20 protein-coding genes are annotated in these 21314 nt (G+C 40.1%); 11 read left to right on the top strand and 9 right to left on the bottom strand.

Annotated elements, in window-relative coordinates; genetic code table 11:
- The first annotated feature begins 12 nt into the window (after positions 1 to 12).
- Entirely contained in the window at positions 13 to 1065 is a 1053-nt protein-coding gene (locus tag AB8M93_RS11455; RefSeq protein ID WP_373057740.1) for a glycosyltransferase, read from the top strand.
- Here AB8M93_RS11455 and AB8M93_RS11450 read toward each other — a convergent pair.
- Together AB8M93_RS11450 and AB8M93_RS11445 are read right to left on the bottom strand one after the other, a co-directional pair.
- The gene (locus AB8M93_RS11450; RefSeq protein WP_373057738.1) at positions 1012 to 2091 is read right to left on the bottom strand and encodes a sensor histidine kinase; all 1080 of its coding nucleotides are present in this window, start codon (positions 2089 to 2091) and stop codon (positions 1012 to 1014) included. The genes AB8M93_RS11455 and AB8M93_RS11450 overlap by 54 nt on opposite strands.
- Positions 2091 to 2774 carry a response regulator transcription factor gene (locus tag AB8M93_RS11445; protein ID WP_373057736.1) on the bottom strand — a complete coding sequence of 228 codons (684 nt, stop codon included), beginning with the start codon at positions 2772 to 2774 and terminating at the stop codon, positions 2091 to 2093. The genes AB8M93_RS11450 and AB8M93_RS11445 overlap by 1 nt, the downstream gene beginning before the upstream one ends.
- Before the next feature lie 171 nt (positions 2775 to 2945).
- Here AB8M93_RS11445 and AB8M93_RS11440 point away from each other — a divergent pair, with 171 nt between their 5' ends.
- The 4 genes from AB8M93_RS11440 to AB8M93_RS11425 all read left to right on the top strand — a co-directional run bounded on the left by AB8M93_RS11440 (position 2946) and on the right by AB8M93_RS11425 (position 8575).
- Positions 2946 to 5708, top strand: a complete 2763-nt coding sequence (locus AB8M93_RS11440; protein WP_373057734.1) for a TonB-dependent receptor — start codon at positions 2946 to 2948, stop codon at positions 5706 to 5708.
- 29 nt (positions 5709 to 5737) lie between these two features.
- The gene (locus tag AB8M93_RS11435) at positions 5738 to 7018 is read left to right on the top strand and encodes a hypothetical protein (protein WP_373057732.1); all 1281 of its coding nucleotides are present in this window, start codon (positions 5738 to 5740) and stop codon (positions 7016 to 7018) included.
- Positions 7019 to 7184: 166 nt separating this feature from the next.
- Positions 7185 to 7523 carry a T9SS type A sorting domain-containing protein gene (locus AB8M93_RS11430; RefSeq protein ID WP_373057730.1) on the top strand — a complete coding sequence of 113 codons (339 nt, stop codon included), beginning with the start codon at positions 7185 to 7187 and terminating at the stop codon, positions 7521 to 7523.
- A gap of 74 nt (positions 7524 to 7597) precedes the next feature.
- The gene (locus AB8M93_RS11425; RefSeq protein WP_373057728.1) at positions 7598 to 8575 is read left to right on the top strand and encodes a LuxE/PaaK family acyltransferase; all 978 of its coding nucleotides are present in this window, start codon (positions 7598 to 7600) and stop codon (positions 8573 to 8575) included.
- 213 nt (positions 8576 to 8788) lie between these two features.
- Here AB8M93_RS11425 and tyrS read toward each other — a convergent pair whose 3' ends face one another.
- The gene (tyrS, locus tag AB8M93_RS11420) at positions 8789 to 10084 is read right to left on the bottom strand and encodes a tyrosine--tRNA ligase (RefSeq protein WP_373057726.1); all 1296 of its coding nucleotides are present in this window, start codon (positions 10082 to 10084) and stop codon (positions 8789 to 8791) included.
- Positions 10085 to 10164: 80 nt separating this feature from the next.
- Here tyrS and AB8M93_RS11415 point away from each other — a divergent pair, with 80 nt between their 5' ends.
- A complete protein-coding gene (locus AB8M93_RS11415; protein ID WP_373057724.1) occupies positions 10165 to 11181 on the top strand; it encodes an NAD-dependent epimerase/dehydratase family protein in 1017 nt (338 codons plus the stop codon).
- On the opposite strand, the gene AB8M93_RS11410 is transcribed toward AB8M93_RS11415, so the two are convergent.
- Genes AB8M93_RS11410 through AB8M93_RS11400 form a run of 3 tightly spaced genes read right to left on the bottom strand, consistent with a single transcriptional unit; the run spans position 11178 to position 13742 of the window.
- A complete protein-coding gene (locus AB8M93_RS11410; protein ID WP_373057722.1) occupies positions 11178 to 11660 on the bottom strand; it encodes a DUF4296 domain-containing protein in 483 nt (160 codons plus the stop codon). The two genes, AB8M93_RS11415 and AB8M93_RS11410, sit on opposite strands and share 4 nt — an antisense overlap.
- Positions 11661 to 11667: 7 nt before the next feature.
- Positions 11668 to 13011 (bottom strand): dihydroorotase, encoded by a 1344-nt coding sequence (locus tag AB8M93_RS11405; protein ID WP_373057720.1) that lies wholly within the window; start codon positions 13009 to 13011, stop codon positions 11668 to 11670.
- Positions 13008 to 13742: a polyprenol monophosphomannose synthase gene (locus AB8M93_RS11400; RefSeq protein ID WP_373057718.1), complete on the bottom strand. Its 735-nt coding sequence runs from the start codon at positions 13740 to 13742 to the stop codon at positions 13008 to 13010. Before AB8M93_RS11400 ends, AB8M93_RS11405 begins: the two co-directional genes overlap by 4 nt.
- 104 nt (positions 13743 to 13846) lie before the next feature.
- Here AB8M93_RS11400 and AB8M93_RS11395 point away from each other — a divergent pair, with 104 nt between their 5' ends.
- Both AB8M93_RS11395 and AB8M93_RS11390 read left to right on the top strand, forming a co-directional pair.
- Complete coding sequence (locus tag AB8M93_RS11395) at positions 13847 to 14503, top strand: DUF4271 domain-containing protein (RefSeq protein WP_373057716.1); 657 nt, start codon at positions 13847 to 13849, stop codon at positions 14501 to 14503.
- Positions 14504 to 14527: 24 nt separating this feature from the next.
- Positions 14528 to 15274 (top strand): uroporphyrinogen-III synthase, encoded by a 747-nt coding sequence (locus tag AB8M93_RS11390; RefSeq protein WP_373057714.1) that lies wholly within the window; start codon positions 14528 to 14530, stop codon positions 15272 to 15274.
- Between the two features lie 207 nt (positions 15275 to 15481).
- On the opposite strand, the gene pckA is transcribed toward AB8M93_RS11390, so the two are convergent.
- Both pckA and AB8M93_RS11380 read right to left on the bottom strand, forming a co-directional pair.
- A complete protein-coding gene (gene pckA, locus AB8M93_RS11385; protein ID WP_373057712.1) occupies positions 15482 to 17080 on the bottom strand; it encodes a phosphoenolpyruvate carboxykinase (ATP) in 1599 nt (532 codons plus the stop codon).
- Between the two features lie 77 nt (positions 17081 to 17157).
- Positions 17158 to 17547, bottom strand: coding sequence for a DUF423 domain-containing protein (locus tag AB8M93_RS11380; protein WP_373057711.1), 390 nt, complete (start codon positions 17545 to 17547; stop codon positions 17158 to 17160).
- A 94-nt stretch (positions 17548 to 17641) separates the two neighbouring features.
- On the opposite strand from AB8M93_RS11380, the gene AB8M93_RS11375 reads away from it, so the two are divergent.
- Positions 17642 to 19015 carry a saccharopine dehydrogenase family protein gene (locus AB8M93_RS11375; protein WP_373057710.1) on the top strand — a complete coding sequence of 458 codons (1374 nt, stop codon included), beginning with the start codon at positions 17642 to 17644 and terminating at the stop codon, positions 19013 to 19015.
- Between the two features lie 50 nt (positions 19016 to 19065).
- Entirely contained in the window at positions 19066 to 19536 is a 471-nt protein-coding gene (locus tag AB8M93_RS11370) for an Lrp/AsnC ligand binding domain-containing protein (RefSeq protein ID WP_373057709.1), read from the top strand.
- 195 nt (positions 19537 to 19731) lie between these two features.
- Here the strand turns inward: AB8M93_RS11370 and AB8M93_RS11365 are convergent, their stop codons facing one another.
- Positions 19732 to 20421, bottom strand: a complete 690-nt coding sequence (locus AB8M93_RS11365) for a zinc metallopeptidase (protein ID WP_373057708.1) — start codon at positions 20419 to 20421, stop codon at positions 19732 to 19734.
- Between the two features lie 184 nt (positions 20422 to 20605).
- Here AB8M93_RS11365 and pyrH point away from each other — a divergent pair, with 184 nt between their 5' ends.
- Positions 20606 to 21313, top strand: coding sequence for a UMP kinase (gene pyrH / locus AB8M93_RS11360; protein ID WP_373057707.1), 708 nt, complete (start codon positions 20606 to 20608; stop codon positions 21311 to 21313).
- The last annotated feature ends 1 nt before the right edge of the window (position 21314 follow it).

Genomic DNA, 21314 nt, shown 5'->3' with positions numbered 1-21314 from the left:
TATATTTGTTATATGCGCAGAAAAAAAATTTTAGTCGCAGCACTAAATTGGGGCCTTGGCCATGCTGCCCGCTGTATTCCTATTATTCATGCGCTGGAGCAACACAATTTTGAACCTGTGCTGGCTTCAGATGGAAATGCCCTTTTGCTGCTGGAAAAGGAATTTCCACACCTTTCCAGTTTTGAACTCCCTTCTTATAATGTTGAATATTCTACCAATGGCAGTACCCTAAAATGGAAAATGATGTGGGACAGCCCAAGAATCTTGAAAGCCATAAAAGAGGAAAAAAAGCTTGCAAAAAAACTGGTGGAAGATTACAATCTTAGCGGCATTATTTCAGATAATCGTTTTGGAGTACGGTATAAACACCTGAATTGTGTGTTTATCACTCACCAGTTAAATGTGCTAAGCGGAAGCACCACTTACTTCAGCAGTAAAATTCATCAAAAATATATTAGGAAATTTGATGAATGCTGGATTCCAGATGCCCCTGGCAGTAAAAATCTTAGTGGCATACTTGGCCATCTTGGAAAAAGGGCTGACGCGATAAAATACATAGGGCCCCTAAGCAGGTTTAAAAAACGGGACCTGCCAGTGAAGTACAAATTTCTTATCCTCCTTTCAGGGCCCGAGCCCCAGCGCAGCCTGCTGGAAGAAATCCTTCTGAAGAAGTTTGAAAATACTTCAGAAAAGGTTTTAATGCTTAGAGGGCTGCTGGGTGAAAACTTTACCCCAAGTTTGGACAATAAAAATCTGGTGATAGAAAATTATAAATTTGGAAAAGAACTGGAAGAAGTGCTTAATTCTTCGGAAAATATTATTTCCCGCTCTGGTTACACCAGTATCATGGACTTCGCCAAACTGGAAAAGAAGGCCTTTTTTATACCCACCCCAGGCCAGTTTGAACAGGAATATCTGGCAGAACGATTAGAGAATTTAGGAATTGCGCCTTTTTGCAGGCAGGATAAGTTTGAGCTTTCCCTCCTAAAGGAACTTAAAGATTACAAGGGCTTAAAAGATATTGGAGGTACCAGCCATTTTAGGGAACTCTTTGCTCTTTTCTAAGGTAAAAGAAAATTCACTTCCCACACCAAAAACACTCTCCACATATATTTTTTCTTCGTGTGCTTCAATAATATGCTTTACAATAGAAAGGCCTAATCCCGAGCCGCCTTCTTTTCTTGAACCGCTTTTGTCCACACGGTAAAAGCGCTCAAAAAGCCGGGGAATGTTCTGTTTCTCTATGCCCTCTCCATTATCGGTAATTCTTACAATTACCTTATTTTTGATAAGGTTTTCTATGGAAATTTCTGTGGTACCATCCTTTTTCCCGTATTTAATGGAATTTACCACCAGATTGGTAAGTACCTGCTGAATCCTTTCCTTATCTGCGTTAACATAAACAGGTTCCTGGTAGGCGGTATCAAACGTAAGGGTAATATTTTTCTTGGCAGCCTTCATTTCCAGAAGGTCAAAAGTACTTTGTATAAGATCCACAATATTAAAATCTTCCATTTGCAGGTGAAGGTCGCCGGTTTCCAGTTTGGTGATCATGTCCAGGTCCTTTACAATATAGATGAGCCGCTCTACCCCTTTACTTGCGCGGTTAAGATATTTCTTTCTTACAGATTTGTCCTTCATTGCACCGTCCAGCAGCGTAAGGATATATCCCTGAACCGTAAAAAGGGGAGTTTTAAGTTCATGAGACACATTTCCCATAAATTCTTTCCGGTAGGTTTCCCTTATTTTAAGAGCTTCAATTTCCAGCTTCTTATTTTCAGCAAACTTCTCCACCTCTTTGGTAAGGGTAGCCATATCTGTAGTGACCTGGCTGGGGCGGAGGGTTGTGGAATCCAGCAAAGAAACATTGTCATAGATCTTTTTAATACGGCGGTAAATAAAATACTCTACCCGCTGCTGTATTATAAAGAAAGAGAAGGTGTAGGTTGCTATTATAAAAATGAGCATAGGCACCCCTTGCAGGTTCCCCATAAAAAACAAAAAAGCGCCTACCAAAAGACTCACAAATACCGCGATGTATGCCGAGGTCTTTATTGCAAATTTGTATGAACGCTTAAATTTTTTTGCCATTAAACCACAAACTTATATCCCACTCCTTTCACCGTCTTAAAACTATCGTCCCCAATTTTTTCCCGCAGTTTCCTTATATGAACATCTATGGTTCTTCCTCCTACCACCACATCATTACCCCATATCTTATCCATGATATCCTCTCTCTTAAAAACTTTCCCGGGTTTGGAAGCCAGCAGGGACAATAATTCAAATTCCTTACGGGGCAAAAGCATTTCCTTACCATCCTTTACTATTTTGTACTCTTCTCGATTAATTGTAAGATTTCCAATTTTTACAATATTGGCATTAGGGGTATCATCCTTAAACCTTCTTAAAAGCGCTTTTACTTTACTTACCAGTACTTTTGGCTTGATAGGTTTGGTAATATAGTCATCGGCTCCGGCATCAAAACCGGCCATTTGGGAATAATCTTCACCTCTTGCTGTTAAAAAGGCGATGATGGTATCTTCCAGTTCAGGAATTTTCCTGATTTTTTCACAGGCTTCAATCCCGTCCATTCCCGGCATCATCACATCCAGGATAATGAGCTGTGGATTTTTCTTTTTAGCGAGCTTCACACCCTCGGCGCCATTATCGGCAGTTATTACCTTGTAGCCTTCCGAAGAAAGGTTATACCCAACAATCTCAAGAATATCGGGTTCATCGTCTACCAACAGGATAGTAATATCTTTTTTCTTCATTACAGTAGTTAAGAGAAATTATGAGTAAAAATAAAGATAAATTTCATTTTTAGGTTCATCCGGAAGATTGGTAACCTTTATCTAACATTAACATCATAAACGATTAATATGTGATTAACCTCGTGTTTACATTGTCGCCGTTTATTTGCGCCATAGAATTTAAACACAGGAATGAAACAAATTGTAACGCTTTTAGCTTTAATCTTTTTCACCACCCTGCCTTCACTTGCGCAGGAAGGTACCACGGGTTCCATCGTTGGGAAATTAACCGACAAAGAAATGAACGGGGAAGCGCTTCCCTTTGCTAATGTAATCATAAAAGGAACATCCAGGGGAACTACTACAGATATGGATGGACTTTATGTGCTGGACAAACTTCAACCCGGCACTTATACTGTGGAATTTAGCTTTGTGGGCTACGAAACCCTTGAAGTTCCTAACGTAGAGGTGGTGGCAGGAAAGGTGACAGAAGTAAACACAGGACTTGGAGCAAGTGCGGCCTCTCTGGATGAAGTGGTAATCTCTACCGTTTCACGAAGGGATTCTGAAGTTGCGCTTCTGCTGGAGCAAAAAGGCGCTATTCAAATTAAGGAAAGTATAGGCGCACAGGAGCTGGCGCGTAAAGGTGTAAGTGATGCTGAATCTGCCGTAACAAAACTTGCCGGCGTAAGTAAGCAGGAAGGTGTGAAAAATGTTTTTGTTCGCGGTTTGGGAGACAGATATAATTCTACGACTCTTAATGGCTTGCCTTTACCCTCAGAAGATCCTGAATATAAAAATATTGCACTGGAATTTTTTGACTCGAACATTATTAACAGCTTAAGCATAAGCAAAACATTTCGTCCTGAAATTTACGGGGATATGGCCGGCGCAAACATCGATATTGTTTCCAAAGAACTTTATGGAAGCGAAGCCTTGCAAATTGGAATAGGCACAGGATTTAATTCTTTGGCAGTAAATAGAGATTTTAAGACCGTAGATGGTGCCAGCTGGTTTGGTTACGGAACAGACAATAACAGCCCAATTACCAGCTTAAACAATTATGACTTTCAAAATTCCCTGGCTCCTAATTCCAGAAATACACAAATAAATACACAAGCCTCATTCCAGGCTGGAAAGCGTTTTGACATAGGGGAGAATGAATTTAGTGCATTATTAATTGGTTCTATGGACAGTAAGTATGCTTACCAGGAAGGAAATACAAAAGTTATAAACGCCCAGGGTTTACCATTGCGTAACCTGGATTTTCAAAAATACCTTTATAATATTTCTCAAATATTAATGGGTAATTTTAACTATGAATTTAATGATAACAATTTAGAACTTAATTCCTTTTATATCCATAACAATTCCCAAAGTGTGGGAGAATATTTTGGCCAATCGGCTAACATTTCTGAAGAAGAAACCGATTATGCATTCATAAGGAGGCAACAGGTAAATGATAATAGTATTTTTGTCAATCAGCTTCACGGGAATTTCAAATTATCTGAGAGACTGGATCTAAACGCGGCGGTAGCATACAATATGACCCGCGCCAACGAACCAGACAGGCGGCAGAATACTTTTGTGTACAATGGCAGCAATTACAGGGTTGCTGTAGGGACACCAGCCTATAACCTAAGATTCTTTTCTGAACTTGAAGAAAACGAGATCGCTGGACATCTAAACTTTAATTATAAGATTGGAGAAATAGAAGATGATGGTTCAACTAAAGGTCAAATAAATTTAGGCTACGATTATAAAGACACCGACAGAACTTTTGAGTTTTTACAATTTAACCATGATTTTGGTTCTCCTGCCCCGGTAGACACTAATAACCCTGACCTTCTTTTTAATGATGAAAACCTTTCGAACAACACTTTCAGGTTAACTACCAATAGCGGTTTTGGAGATGATTTTAACCCCTTGGATCCATTTTTTTATGAAGGAGAAAAAACCATTCATGCAGGATTTGCAGATGTTGTATACAACTTCAACACAAAATTAACTGCCATTTTAGGCATGCGATATGAAAATGTTGAACAATATGTAAACTGGAATACAAATCTTTCAAGCAGTGCTGACGATTTAAACGTTGATCCTTCTACAATTAACAAAAATTACTTTCTACCAAGTATAACAGGAAAATACAATTTTAGCGAAAATAGTATTTTAAGAGTAGTAGGTAGTAAAACCTATACCTTCCCTCAATTCAAGGAAGTAGCTCCTTTTGTATATGAGGATGTAAATTTTGCCAGTTATGGTAATCCTGACCTACAACCTTCAGATAACTATAATTTTGACATAAAATATGAATATTACCTAAGTTCCAGTGAAATATTATCACTTACTGGTTTCTACAAAAAAATCATAGATCCTATAAACCGTGTACAGGTAAACTCAGCAGCCAACCAACTGTCATACATAAATTCTGGTGACGAAGCAGATGTTGCAGGGGTGGAAGTGGAAGTACGTAAAGATATATTTGAAGTTGAAGGAGGAGAAAATTCTACAACAAATCAAGAATTGTCTTTTGGGCTAAACGCATCTTACCTCTACTCCCGTCAGGATTTAACAGATGAATCTACAAATTTTACAAATAATGAAGACCAACTTGAAGGTGCCGCACCTTTTCTTCTAAACACGGATTTAACGCATAACTATAATTCAGAAAATTTTGCACTTACTTCCTCGGTAGTTCTTAATTACTTCAGCGACAGGATATATTCACTAGGAGTTCAACAAAAAGGAAATATTGTAGAGACCGGAATTCCCACATTAGATTTTATTGCAAGAAGCACTTTTGCGGAGCATTGGGGAATCAATTTTAAAGTTCAAAATATTCTCAATCCAGATTTTGAACTCACTCAGGAAGATATAAATGGAAATTCCCAGGTAATTAATTCCTTTAAAAAGGGAGCTACATTTTCCATAGGCATTAACTATTCACTTTAACCAATTATTAATTTTTAATTAGAAAAACAATGAAACAATTCAAATCAATTTTTATGGCAATCGCTCTTGTATCACTTTTGTGGAGCTGTTCCGAAGATGACGATGTGGTTAATCCGGAACCAACAGAAGAGACGTGCGATGATGGTATTCAAAACGGAGATGAAACCGGTGTTGATTGCGGCGGATCCTGCGAACCTTGTGAAGCAGCCGAAGAAAAAGACGGTGTAATTGGCTCCCAGGATGATGTGGATTTAGATGCTTCCGATCTTAAAGGTGATGTAACTGCAGATATTACTTTAGATGCCGATACAGAATGGATGCTTACCGGTGCCCTTGAGGTAAAAGAAGGTGCTACCTTAACTATTGAACCAGGCACAACTATTATGGCTGCTGCGGGTGGAACTGATGTTTACATCGCTATTGAACAAGGCGCTATGATTGATGCTGAAGGAACTGCTGATGCTCCTATCACCATTACTTCTGCTGCTGAAAATCCCCGTTCAGGAGACTGGGGAGGGCTAATGTTAGCTGGATACGCTTCTATTAACTCAGGTGAAACCGCCACAACAGAGGTTGCGGATATCACTTACGGAGGTAATGACGATGAAGATAATTCCGGTAGCATAGATTACATGATCCTGGAATACACCGGAGCGCGTATTGGTGGAGAACAGGAATTTAACGGCTTTACTTTTTATGCAGTAGGAAGCGGCACCAGCATTAGCAACATTATGGTACGATATGGTGATGATGATGGTATAGAATGGTTTGGCGGAACTGTTGATGTAGACAACGCCCTTATTGTTAACGCCAAAGATGACTGGTTTGACTGGACTGAAGGTTGGAGAGGAAACGGAACCAACTTTTACGGAATCAGGGAATTTGGTTATAATGATGTAACTGAAGACCCTCGCGGAATTGAAGCTGATAACAACAGTGACAACAACGATGCAGATCCAAGATCTAATCCTACCATTGACGGTCTTACCCTCTACCACCAGTCAACCATCGCAATGGCTGACATGATTAAAATAAGAAGAGGAAGCTCTATAACAATTAATAACGGTGTAATTGCTATCATGGCAGCTGAAGGAGAAGATGCTGGTTCTGCAAGCGATTTCATCGATTTGACTGACAGCGCAGGTCCTGCCGCTGCTAGCACTTCTATAAATGTTAGCGCAATTGGTGAAGCCGATGGTACTGATATTAAAAATGAAGTTGGAGCAAATATCACTGTAGCACCTGGTAATACAGGAGCAGACACTTCAGTATTTGACTGGACAGGATATTCTTTCCCTTCTATGGAGTAAAGGTTTTATTCGGAATTTCAAAAGCCGAAATATAATTAGCCAGTAAAAGGCCGCCTCAACAGCGGCCTTTTGCTATTTTTCAATAATTCCTTAACGCTTTTGGCAAAATTTTATGGCAGGGTTTTTGAATTTTCTTTGTAAGTTTGTAAAAACCAGCCAGGAAAGAATGAAGCAAAAATACTTTTTCAGTTTCTTCATAATAGTTCTACTGTTCTTCGCCATTCCGGCTGAAGCACAGGATACTACCAGCACAGGGCATAAAACAGAAGTGCCCATCTCCGGCCTTTCCATTTATCCCAATCCTGTGACAAATGGTAAAGTATATATAAGTACTACCAGGAATCTTGAAAAGGAAATAGAGATTTATAATGTTCTGGGAAAACCTGTAAAAAAAATAAGGTTAAGAGGAAGAGAGCTGGATGTTTCAAGTCTCACTCCAGGCATTTATATTTTAAAGATTGAAGAGCAAAACAACAGGGCTACACGAAAACTGGTCATTAAATAAAAAAATTAATTCTTCTGTATAAGCTTCTATCCCATAGAAGCTTTTTCATTTGCAGGTTTCCTTAACTTTCACCAATGCTTAAAGAAAGAATTTTTGCTATTTCTTCTGAAGCTGAATTTCAACATATCGCTTTAGAAGTTTTTCAGTTTCAGTACAAACACAATAAATTTTACAGGAGGTTTTGCGAATTGCTGGAAAAAAATCCAGCGGAAATAAAGAATATCACCCAAATTCCCTTTTTGCCAATAGAATTTTTTAAAACCAAAACTTTACTTTCTTCCAAAGAAAAGCCACAAATCACCTTTACCAGCAGTGGCACCACCGGAAGCAGCACGAGCAAACATTATGTGACAGATTTCGGCCTTTATGAAACAAGTTTCAATAAAGCTTTTGAATATTTCTACGGAAATCCCCAGGACCTGGTAATATTTGCCCTTTTACCATCTTACCTTGAAAGGGAAGGTTCCTCATTAATTTATATGGCAGACCACCTCATCAAGAGAAGCAAAAACCCGGAAAGTGGCTTTTACCTTAATGACCTTAAGGATCTGGCCGTGAAATTGCAGGAATTAGATGAAGCCGGAAAAAAAATACTTTTAATTGGAGTTTCTTTTGCCCTTCTTGATCTTGTTGAAAACTATAAATTTCAGCTGAATAATACTGTTGTTATGGAAACCGGCGGGATGAAAGGCCGGCGTAAAGAAATGATTCGTGAAGAACTTCATAAAATACTTTCTGAAGGCTTTGGAGTTGAAAAAATACATAGTGAATACGGGATGACAGAGCTGCTATCGCAGGCTTATTCTAAAGGTGCAGGCATATTTGAATGCCCGCCGTGGATGAAGATCCTCATAAGGGATCCTGAAGATGCGGTAAGCCTTCTACCCGCGAACAAAACCGGGGGAATAAATATTATCGACCTTGCAAACCTTTATTCCTGCTCTTTTATTGCCACGCAGGATTTAGGCAAAATGCTTTCAGAAAAAAGTTACGAGATCCTGGGAAGATTTGACAACAGCGATATACGCGGCTGTAACCTTATGGTGTTATAGTATTTTACAGCCGGAATTCCCTCTATTAAACAAAGAAAAAAGGTTCTGAATTTTGTAATGTGAAGCAATTTTACCGACTTAATAGAAGCAAGGACAGCAAACCTAATGCTGTATCTTCTTTGATAGGTTAGGTTGGTTTTTTTATAATTGATTGATTGGTTAGTTAGTTGCAAATCCCTCTGTATCCCCTATGGTACAGAGGGATTTTGCATGCTATACCGCTCTTATTATAAAGGTATTTTTCTTGCCTTTGTTTAGGATCACATATTTGCCGTTTATCAAGTCTGCTTGGGTAATAACATGATCTTCCTTTACCTTTTCCTTATTTACAGAAACAGAATTTTCTTTTAGTGCCCTTCTCGCTTCCCCGTTAGATTTAAGGAAATTGGTACGGGCACAAAGCGCGGCAATCATGTCAAGGCCGGTTTGCACCTCTGCAAGAGGAACTTCCGCCTGTGGCACCCCTTCAAAAATATCAAGAAATGTTGCTTCATTAAGGCTTTTAAGATCCTCAGCAGTACTCTTGCCAAACAATACTTCTGAAGCTTTCACAGCATTCTCAAATTCTTCCTCACTGTGTACGGTAATAGTGACTTCCCGCGCCAGAGTCTTCTGAAGCAAACGCTGATGTGGTGCTTCCTTATGCTCCTTTATTAGCTGCTCAATAGTCTCCCGATCTAAAAATGTGAAAATTTTGATATATTTTTCAGCATCTTCATCGCTGGTATTCAACCAGTACTGGTAAAATTTGTAAGGTGATGTCCTGTTGGCGTCCAGCCATACATTGCCCCCTTCACTCTTCCCAAATTTACTGCCATCGCTCTTGGTAATTAGCTGGCAGGTAAGGGCAAAACCTTTTCCGCCGGCAATTCGCCGTATAAGCTCAGTTCCCGTGGTAATATTTCCCCACTGGTCACTACCGCCCATTTGGAGGGTACAGTCATTGTTTTTATAAAGATGAAGAAAATCGTACCCCTGCACCAGTTGATAGGTGAATTCTGTGAAGGACATGCCTTCTGTACCCTCTCCTGAAAGGCGGTTCTTTACCGAATCCTTTGCCATCATGTAATTCACGGTAATATGTTTCCCCACGTCCCTTATAAAATCAAGAAAAGAGATCTTCTTCATCCAGTCATAATTATTCACCAGGACCGCTTCGTTCTTTTGGCCTGAATTAAAATCCAGAAACTGCGAAAGCTGGTCTTTTACGCACTCCTGGTTATGCCTTAAGGTTTTTTCATCTAAAAGATTACGCTCGGCAGACTTTCCTGAAGGGTCACCAATCATCCCGGTTGCCCCGCCCACAAGGGCAAAAGGTTTATGCCCGCAACGTTGAAAATGGCCCAGCAACATGATAGGCACCAGGTTCCCGATATGAAGGGAATCTGCCGTAGGATCAAAACCAATGTAAGCAGATCTCATGGCAGCATTTAGATGTTCCTCTGCACCGGGCATTACATCATGCAACATTCCGCGCCACTTAAGTTCTTCTATAAAATTTTTAATCATAATCTACAATTCTTATAAAAACAGCCGTAAAGATACCATAAACTGTTATTTTTCCTAGGTGCTTTCGCTATATTTACCCCATGATTTTAGTTACCGGAGGTACAGGGCTTGTGGGCTCACATCTGCTGTTTGACCTCAGCAGATCCCAGAAAAAGATCCGTGCGATTTATAGAAAAACCAGTGATCTTCATGCTGTAGAAAAAGTATTTTCTTATTATACCTCTACTTCAGAAGCAAAAGCGCTTTTCAGTAAAATAGAGTGGCGTGTGGCAGATATACAGGATGTTCCGGCACTTAGCCGGGCATTTGAAGAAGTGGAATATGTGTACCATTGTGCCGCCCTGGTTTCTTTTGACCCCAAAGACGCAAAAAAACTAAGACAAAATAACATTGCCGGGACAGCAAATATTGTAAACCTGTGTATTGCCAATTCCATTAAAAAACTCTGCCATGTAAGCAGTACGGCCAGTATGGGCAAACCTCTTGAAGGGAATAATATTACTGAAGCAACCACCTGGAATCCTGAAGAAGACCACAGCGATTACGCGATCTCCAAATACGGGGCTGAAATTGAAGTATGGCGAGGGACACAGGAAGGCGTAGATGCCGTAATTGTAAATCCGGGAGTTATTATTGGTCCGGGTTTTTGGAATTCAGGCAGCGGCCTGCTCTTTAAAAAGGTCTATAAAGGTTTTAAATATCATTTTCCAAAGATTACTGCCTTTGTTGGGGTGAAAGATGTGGTAAAAGCCATGCAGCATCTAATGGCTTCTGAAATAAAAAATGAACAATTTATCCTGGTTTCAGAAAACCTCAGCTTTAAAACCGTTTTAAGCTTAACTGCAGAGAGCCTTCAGAAAAAACCTCCTTCCAGAGCATTAAAAAAATGGATGGTTTTTGCAGGGTGGATGCTGCAAAGCCTGGGCAGTATTTTTGGCTTTAAAAAGCAACTTACCCGGGATTCGGTCTATTCTTTATTTGATGAATGGCACTTCAGCAATCGAAAGATAAAACAATACCTGGATTTTCAATTTTCACCCGTAGCAGATTGTATTGCGGAAACCGCAGAAATCTACCAATCTAAAATTGATGCTTAGCGCTTCCTGCGGAATTGTACGGCATCATTTAGACTGTCCCGTACATTAATATTATTTCCCCGAAGTTCTTTGATAGAATCCCTGCTGATGGAATCCAGCCTGGCTATGGAATCTTCTACCCGCACTTCCTCTTCCCTAATAGAGTCCCTCACTATTTTAACCTTTTCCAGCCGGTCCTTAACCCGGGTGAAGATATGCTCATATTCTGTAAAATTCTCTGTGTAGTAATCGTTACTGTTTTGGAACTGCAGGCTGTCTATATCATACTTATTATAAATATATTCTTCAGGATGTATCCCGGCCTCCTCCAGCACATTCTTGTTAAGGTTTCTTGCCGATTGCAAAATGGCCAGTTCTGTAAGCACATCTACCATCTTATCTTCGCCAATTAAATCATCTGGCCGCTCTGTACGCTCAATGTTCTGACAGGCACAAAGCAGAAAAAAAGATATTAATATGAAAAGGATTTTTTTTATCATTTCAGGCTTAACGGTCAAAAGTAAGTCGTTCTGCCACCCGCACAAAAGGCTGATGTTTAAAATTACGGTAAACCAGGCGGCCATTTACAAAAGTATGCGTAACCCGGGATTTAAAAGTTGTGCCTTCAAATGGAGACCAGCCGCATTTGTACAGTGTATTGTCTGGCTGTACTGCCCAGGGGGCATTTAAATCTACTAAAACAAGATCTGCTTTGTAGCCCTCTCTTATAAATCCGCGTTTTTCAATCTGGAACAAAATGGCTGGATTATGGCACATTTTTTCCACAATTTTCTCCAGGCTTATCTTCTCCTGGTGGTGCATTTGCAGAAGAGCAGGAAGGGCATGTTGTACCAATGGGCCGCCGCTGGGCGCTTTGGTATATACATTTTTCTTTTCCTCACGGGTATGCGGGGCATGGTCTGTGGCTATTACATCTATGTAATCATCTTTAACAGCCTGCAACAAAGCATCCTTATCCTTTTTTGTTTTTACCGCGGGATTCCATTTGATAAAAGTTCCTTTTTTTGCATAGTCTGATTCATCAAACCAAAGGTGATGGATGCACACCTCTGCGGTGATCTTTTTATCTTTAAGGGGTTTTTTATTGCTGAAAAGCCCTATTTCCTTAGCAGTGGAAACGTGGAATACATGCAGCCTTGCCCCTGTTTTCTTAGCAAGCGCAACAGCTTTGGAAGAAGATTTGTAACAGGCTTCTGCACTGCGAATCTTAGGATGCAGTTCCACAGGGATATCATCTCCATACCGCTCCACACATTCTTTTAAATTCTTCTGGATTATTGCCTCGTCCTCGCAGTGTGCCGCGATTAGAAGAGGGGATTTCGAAAAAATCTGCTCCAGGACTTTATCATCATCCACCAGCATATTCCCTGTAGAAGATCCCAGGAACAATTTTAATGCGGCGGTGGTTTTGGGGTTTACCTTTAAAATCTCTTCCAGGTTGGTGTTGGTCCCTCCAAACATAAAAGAGTAGTTGGCGTAAGAAGACTCCTGTGCCAGGCGGAATTTTTCTTCCAGCAACTCTATAGTGGTGGTTTGCGGCAGGGTATTGGGCATTTCTATAAAAGAAGTTATGCCTCCTGCAACAGCCGCCCTGGACCCGGTTTCTATAGATTCCTTATGTGTTAGGCCGGGTTCCCTAAAATGAACCTGATCATCTATTAGTCCCGGTAAAAGGTAATTCCCTTCGGCATCATAAATAACAACATCGGGGGATTTAGCACTTATACTGTCAGCAATTTCAATTATAATTCCATCTTCTATAAAAACATCGCCTTCTTTAATTTTTCCTTCATTAACAATTCTGGCGTTTTTTATTAAAACTTTTTTCATTGCACTTCAACCTTATTAAAAAGACTTTTCATCTTCATTTTTATTACCCCAAATACGGCTTCAGAAATAATAGAGCCGCTCATTTTAGAAGTTCCCTTTGTCCTGTCTGTAAAAATAACCGGCACTTCCACAATTTTATATTTTAAAAGGTAGGCCTTGAATTTCATTTCAATTTGAAACGCGTAACCTACAAATTGTATTTTATCTAAATTGATTCTTTCCAGCACCTCCCTTTTGTAACAAACAAAACCAGCGGTGGTATCTTCAATATCCATTCCCGTGATAAACCTCACATAACGGGAAGCCAGCCAGGACATTAAAACACGGTTCATTGGCCAGTTAATTACATTTACCCCCGTTATATATCTGGAACCTATACTTACATGGGCAGCATCCCTTTTACAGGCGTTGTACAACCGGATAAGATCATTTGGATTATGAGAAAAATCGGCATCCATTTCAAAGATATAGTCGTAACCCTTTTTTAGAGCCCATTTAAACCCCAAAATATACGCTGTGCCCAAACCAAGTTTTCCTTTCCTTTCTTCCAGAAACAGCCACTCCGGAAACTCTGCCTGTAAAGTACGCACCCTGGCTGCAGTACCATCCGGAGAATTATCATCAACCACCAAAATATGAAATTTACGCCTTTGGGAAAACACATTCCTTATAATACGTTCTATATTTTCTATTTCATTATAGGTGGGTATAATAATTATCCCTTTTACCATCCCGGAGAATTTTGCACAAATGTAATATTTTAACTTATGCTTTCTTTGGTAAGAGCCTCAAGTTTTTCATTCAATATCATACATTTGTAAAAAATATTTTTCCCTTGCAAGCAATAGAGAGACAAGTAGAATCTACCGACTGGATTACGATAATACTTGTGGTTTGCATCCTTATCCTGGCTATAATCCGGAATCGTTATCCACAGCGTTTCGGGGAGTTCCTGTCTATGCTAACTTCAAACAAATTTATGATGTTTAAGGGTAAGGAGAACAATGCTTTTCATCCTTTTAACATTTTGCTGTTTCTGGTAAACATTGCCGTGGTTTCCCTTCTTCTCCTTTTGTTTTACACGTTTTTTGAAGGAGCTCCTGGAATCTCTCCAAAGATTCTTTACATACGCATTGCCACCGGCTATACCTGTTTTGTGATGGTAAAAACAGGGATTGAAAAAATAATCGCCAATATTTTTGGACTGGACCAGCAAATGGATGAATACATTTTTAAAAAACTGGGCTACCGGAATTTTCTGGCGTTATTTGTTTTTATCGCAGTCGTTTTTCTAACCTATGCCGTTAGTCCCACCCGTAATATTCTCTACGGGTTGCTCCTGTTTCTGCTGCTGAGTAACGGCCTGGGACTATTTATGGTCATTAAACAAAATCAGCGATTGATTTCACAGCAGTTGTTTTATTTTATTTTGTACCTTTGCGCTCTCGAAATTGCCCCTTATATTATTTTGTACAAGGTGGTTACTAAATAACCGGGGATAAAAAAGTACTGATATATGAAAGTGAAAACAATTTTGATTTCTCAGCCTGAACCAAAAGTTGAAAACTCTCCTTATTTTGAGCTTGAGGAAAAACAAAAAGTAAAAATTGATTTCATCCCTTTTATACATGTTGAAGGCGTACCTTCTAAGGAAGTAAGGCAGCAAAAGGTAGATCTTACCAAGTACACCGCCATCATTTTAACAAGCAGGAATGCCGTAGATCACTTCTTTAGAATTGCTGAAGAAATGCGCTACAAAGTGCCCGATACCCTTAAATATTTCTGCCTTAGTGAAGCTGTGGCATATTATCTTCAGAAATATGTGGTGTATAGAAAACGTAAAATCTATGTTGGCAAGCGCACTTTTGCTGAATTATCCCCGCTCATTAAAAAGTACAAAAACGAGAAATTCTTACTTCCCTCATCAGATATGCTAAAACCGGATGTTCCTAAAACCCTGAACAAACTTGGAGTGGAATGGAAAAAAGCAGTGCTTTACAGGACGGTGGTAAGCGACCTGTCCCATTTAAGGGATGTAACCTATGATATCCTGGTGTTTTTTAGCCCCAGCGGTATTAAATCCCTCTTCGAAAATTTTCCTGACTTTAAGCAAAACGAAACCCGGATCGCAGTTTTTGGAAACACCACCATTAAAGCTGCCAAAGAACATGGCTTAACAGTCAATATTAAGGCTCCAACTGCCGAAACTCCTTCCATGACCATGGCGCTTAATAAATATATTGCACAGGTGAATAAGAAGTAGTTCTCATGTTGTCTGTTGTCTGTTGTCTGTTGTCTGTTGTCTAAAATAATTAGTTCTGATTGCTGCGGAAGATTTTCTGTTATTTCCGGGAGTTATTTTTATCTGTAAATCCCATGAATATTTAACGGCATTTGCTTTCCGCAATCACAAGACATTAAAAATCCGGCAGCTTATTCAAGGCACCGGATTTTGTTCAACTAATTAAATCTAAACAACCGGGCCTCCATTTAAAATTTCCTCGTTTGCATATTCTTCAAACTGCCGGAAATTCTTTTTAAATGAAGAAGCCAGCTCTTTAGCTTTGCGGTTATAATCTTCCATATTTCTCCAGGTCTTTTCAGGATTCAGCACTTCCGCAGGAACATTTTCGCAGGTTAGCGGCATTTGAAGCCCAAAAATTTTATGAGTCTCAAATTCCACATTTTCCAGTTTTCCTTCCAAAGCCGCACTAATCATTGCACGGGTGTGCTTTAATTTCATCCGGCTTCCGGTGCCGTAAGGACCTCCCGTCCATCCGGTATTTACCAGCCAGACATTAATCCTGGCCTCTTTCATCTTTCTGCTAAGCATTTCAGCATAATGCGTAGGGTGCAACGGCATAAAAGGTGCGCCAAAACAAGCTGAAAAATTAGGCACAGGCTCTTCTATACCTGCCTCTGTTCCTGCCACTTTTGCGGTATAACCGCTTATAAAATGATACGCGGCCTGGCCGGGTGATAATTTGCTGATTGGAGGCAAAACACCAAAAGCATCGGCTGTTAAAAAAAAGATGTTCCTGGGATTCTCCCCAACAGAAGGCTTCTGAATATTTTTAATGTGACCTATAGGATAACTCACCCTGGTATTTTGAGTAATAGAAGCATTTTCAAAGTTCACCTTGCCCTTTTTATCCAGGATAACATTTTCCAGAATGGCACCGGGTTTTATGGCATGATAAATCTCCGGCTCATTTTCTTCAGTCAGGTTGATAACCTTTGCATAGCAACCGCCTTCAAAATTAAAGATGGTATTTTCAGGAGTCCATCCGTGCTCATCATCTCCTATTAACTTTCTATTCGGGTCTGCGGAAAGAGTTGTTTTACCGGTTCCCGATAATCCAAAGAAAACAGCAGTGTCTCCTTTTTCTCCCACATTGGCCGAGCAGTGCATAGGCAGGGTGTTATGAAATTTTGGCAATATAAAATTCAATGCTGAAAATATTCCTTTTTTAATCTCTCCTGTATATCCTGTACCACCAATTAGTACCATCTTACTGGTAAAATCAATAATAGCGAAATTTCCCTGTCGGGTGCCATCAGTATCGGGATCTGCCTGAAAACCGGGAGCATTAATAATGCTCCAATCCTGCCTGAAAGTTGCCAGTTCTTCTGTTTCAGGACGAAGAAACATATTGTAAGAGAACATATTAGACCAGGGATATTCATTAATCACCCTTAAGTTCATCCGGTAATTCTCATCTGCACAGGCATAAGCATCCCTCACATACAATTCTTTCCCGGAAAGATATTTTGCAACCTTCCTGTACAACCGGTCGAATTTTTCTTTTTCAAAGGGAATATTAATGTCTCCCCACCAAACCTCATCTTTAGTAAGTTCATCTTTTACAATAAATCGGTCTTTTGGAGAGCGCCCGGTAAATTTACCGGTATTAATCGCAAGGGCTCCGCTGGCAGCCTCCACCCCTTCTCCTCTTTTAAGAGTTTCCTCATGCAGTTCCTGCGGGGAAAGCTGATAATAAGTTTTGGCATTTTTGATTCCGTAGCCCCTTAACGAAATCGTTTTCGTAACTTCTTCATGTGTAATCATAATTTTTAGTTTGTGTGGTTTAATTACAAATACAAAATTAAAAATACCTGATGGAAAGCCCTCTTTCTCATCCTGTTTTATTTCTCTTTTAACTTTATTACACTTATAAGGACAAGAATCCAGGCGATAATTAACAGGCTTCCGCCTAAAGGAGTTACCAATGCTATACTTCGGAAGTCAAAACCGGTTAAATTATTGGTGGCCAATAAATAAATGGATCCCGAGAAGAAGAGAATGCCAAAAATCAAAAGATAAAAAACAGCATCTTTTAGTTTTGGAGTAAGAAAATTTCCCCCGGCCAAAATCAGCAAAAACAGGGCATGGTACATTTGATATTTGACCCCGGTTTCAAATGTTTGCAAAGATTCCGTAGTAATTAAGGGCCTAAGGCCATGGGCGGCAAAGGCTCCAATGACTACTCCAAGAAGGCCAAAAACAGCCCCCGCAACCAGAAATTTTTTATTCATCTCACATATATTTCAGCAAACTGAAGGCCCTGTAAATTCCAGCAGACGCAAAATTTTAATAATTTAGATACACTACACAAAACTAACTCAATTTATGCGACAAATTTTAATTATTGGTGCAGGAAAATCTACTGCTGTCCTTATAAAATACCTGCTGGACCAATCTGAAAAACAAGATCTTTTCCTGAAAATAGGCGATATTGACCTTACCAATGCTAAAAAAATAGCGGAAGGATACGGCCGATGTGAAGCCATTTTTCTTGATATTTTCAATCAAGAAAACCTGGAAGAGACGGTGAAAATCGCAGATATCGTAATTTCCATGCTTCCCGCCAGGTTTCATATTGAAGTTGCCAGGGCATGCTTAAAATTCAGAAAAAGCTTGGTTACCGCTTCTTACATAAGCCCTCAGATGAAAGCTTTAGATGAAGAAGTTAAAGAAAAGAACCTGGTTTTTATGAACGAAATTGGCGTAGATCCCGGCATAGACCATATGAGCGCCATGCAGGTAATTGACAGGATTAGGGAAGAGGGCGGTAAAATGCTGCTTTTTGAATCTTTTACCGGCGGCCTGGTTGCTCCGGAGAGCGACAATAACCTTTGGAATTATAAATTTACCTGGAACCCGCGCAACGTGGTGGTGGCGGGACAGGGCGGTGTGGCCGAATTTATCCAGGAAGGAAAATATAAGTTTATTCCTTACCACCGTTTATTTAGAAGGACAGAATTTCTAGCCATTGAAGGCTATGGGAAGTTTGAAGCTTATGCCAACAGGAATTCCCTCGATTATCGCTCTCTTTACGGCCTGGAGGATATCCTTACCCTTTATCGCGGCACGATAAGGCGGGTGGGCTTCAGCCGTGCATGGAATATGTTTGTTCAACTGGGAATGACAGATGACAGCTTTACGATGTTCAACTCTGAAAATATGAGTTACCGCGATTTTGTGAACTCATTCCTGCCCTATTCGCCTACCGATTCCGTAGAATTGAAAATGCGCCATATTCTGAAGATTGACCAGGATGATATCATGTGGGAAAAATTGACCGATCTGGACCTTTTTAATGACAAAAAGAAAATTGGGATTAAAGATGCCACCCCGGCACAGGCGCTTCAGAAAATTTTAATGGATAAATGGACCCTTGAGCCGGAGGATAAGGACATGATAGTAATGTACCATAAATTTGGTTACGAACTGCATGGAGAAAAAAAACAGATAGATGCCACCATGGCTCATATTGGCAAGAATCAACAGGAGACCGCCATGGCGAAAACCGTAGGTTTGCCAGTAGCCATTGCAGCTTTAAAAATCCTGAATAAGGAAATTACCACCCCCGGAGTGCAGCTGCCCATTACCAAAGAAGTGTATGAACCCATTCTCGGGGAACTGGCGAAGCATAATATCATATTCAAGGAAAAACATACAGAATACTTGGGGTATAATCCATTAGGAGCGGTTGGAGGTTAATATTGTAAAGCAAATTTCTTATTTTAGCTTTACATCCAAAACCTGGCATTATGAAAGTTGTAGATCAAAGTGTAGTTATAGATGGAATAGATAAAACCATCCTGAATACTTTAATGGAGGACGCGAAAAAACCCATCCTGGAAATAGCCCGGGGAATAGGGATTACGGGGGCGGCAGTACACCAGCGCCTGAGAAAACTGGAAAAATCTGGCCTTATTGAAGGTTCAAAATTAATGATAGACCCACGGCTGCTGGGCTACAAAACCATGGCCTTTGTGGGGGTTTACCTGGATAAGGCAGTTAGTAATCCCAGGGCGGTAAATCAGCTTAAAGAAATTCCTGAAGTAATTGAATGCCATTATACCACCGGTAACTGGTCCATATTTTTAAAAATATTGTGTAAAGATAATGAGCACTTAATGCAGGTGCTCAATAAAAACATACAGGGCATAGAAGGTGTCTCCAGGACAGAAACTTTTATTTCTTTAAACCAGCAAATAAAAAGACAAATAAAAATTTAAAGCCTTCAACTATCAGGTCTTCTGTGCCAATTAAGGAACCGAGTAATTTTTAAATCAACCTGCTTCCCTGCTTAAATTTATCCTATTGCATTTTGTAACAAACAGGCAGAAATCAATTGAAAAAGGCCACAGAAAAATGCGGCCTTTTATCTTAATATATGATTGATAATTATAAACTTTATCTGAAAGCAGCTCTTACCGCCTGCCTCCCATATAGATACTAAGGAAGTAAAGCAAGGTAGCCAGAGAACCAATTGCAGCCACCACATAGGTCCTGGCGGCCCATTTTAGCGAATCTTCAGCCGCATCATGTTCCTGCCTGCTCAGCATATTTTCGGTCTCCAGCCATACCAGGGCACGTTTACTGGCATCATATTCCACGGGTAACGTAATAAAACTAAACAGGGTTCCCAACCCAAACATAATGATCCCAATTAACAAAATGGTACTTCCCATGGCCGTTGTGGCCATGAGCATTAGACCACCAAAGATCACCCATTGCGAAAACCTGGAAGCCACACTTACCACCGGTACCAGTTTACTCCTCATTTGCAGCCAACTGTAAGCTTTTGCATGTTGCACAGCATGCCCGCACTCATGGGCAGCCACTGCAGCGGCAGCGGCATTGCGCTGGGAATAAACTCCTTCACTTAAGTTAATGGTTTTTTTGGATGGATTGTAATGATCTGTCAGCATCCCTGGGGCCGAAATTACCTTAACATCATAAATGCCATGGTCATGAAGCATTTTTTCAGCGATTTCCTTTCCACTCATCCCGTTCTGAAGATGTACTTTAGAGTACTTTTTAAACTTACTCTTTAGCTTATTGCTCACATACATGCTCACAATAAAGATTAATCCTGCTATTATATAATATCCTAACATCTTTTAATTTTCTTGAATTACTAACCTCTAAAATAGCAAAAACCCGGCCAATTGAAATTTTAAGAAACCTGTCATTGCAGGCTGACAAAATATAAAAGCTACCGGAATAAGATTCCTTTTATTTAAGTTATTTCTCAAACTAAGATATTATCTATATTTGCATCAATCATTTATAAATCTCGCTATGCACTATAAAAGAATACTTCTAAAATTATCCGGGGAAGCTTTAATGGGAGAGCGCCAATATGGCATTGACCCTATAAGACTGGCAGAATATGCTGAAGAAATAAAATCTGTAACAGACCTGGGAATTGAAGTAGCCATAGTGATTGGCGGGGGAAACATCTTTAGGGGAGTTGCCGGCGCCAGCAAAGGAATGGACCGCGTACAGGGCGACCACATGGGTATGCTTGCCACGGTAATCAACGGGCTTGCCCTGCAAAGCGCCCTGGAAGATGGCGGGATACAAACCAGGCTACAATCGGCTATTAAAATAAATGAAGTTGCAGAGCCTTTTATCCGTAGAAAAGCGATCCGCCATCTTGAAAAAGGAAGGGTGGTTATTTTTGGCGGAGGCACCGGAAACCCATATTTTACTACAGATTCTGCCGCGGTATTGCGCGCCATTGAAATTCACGCCGATGTGATCCTTAAAGGCACCCGGGTGGACGGCATCTATACAGCAGACCCTGAAAAAGACAAAAAAGCCACCAAATTTGATTATATTACTTTTGAAGATGTAATTAAAAAAGGGCTAAAAGTAATGGATACAACGGCCTTTACCTTAAGCCAGGAAAATGAATTGCCCATTATTGTATTCGACATGAATACTCCCGGCAATTTATTGCGGGTGGTTACCGGAGAAAAGGTTGGAACTAAAGTCAATTTATAAC

Source organism: Autumnicola aciditolerans (assembly GCF_041679265.1).
Classification (GTDB): domain Bacteria; phylum Bacteroidota; class Bacteroidia; order Flavobacteriales; family Flavobacteriaceae; genus Autumnicola.
This window is presented reverse-complemented; position numbering and strand designations above follow the sequence as displayed.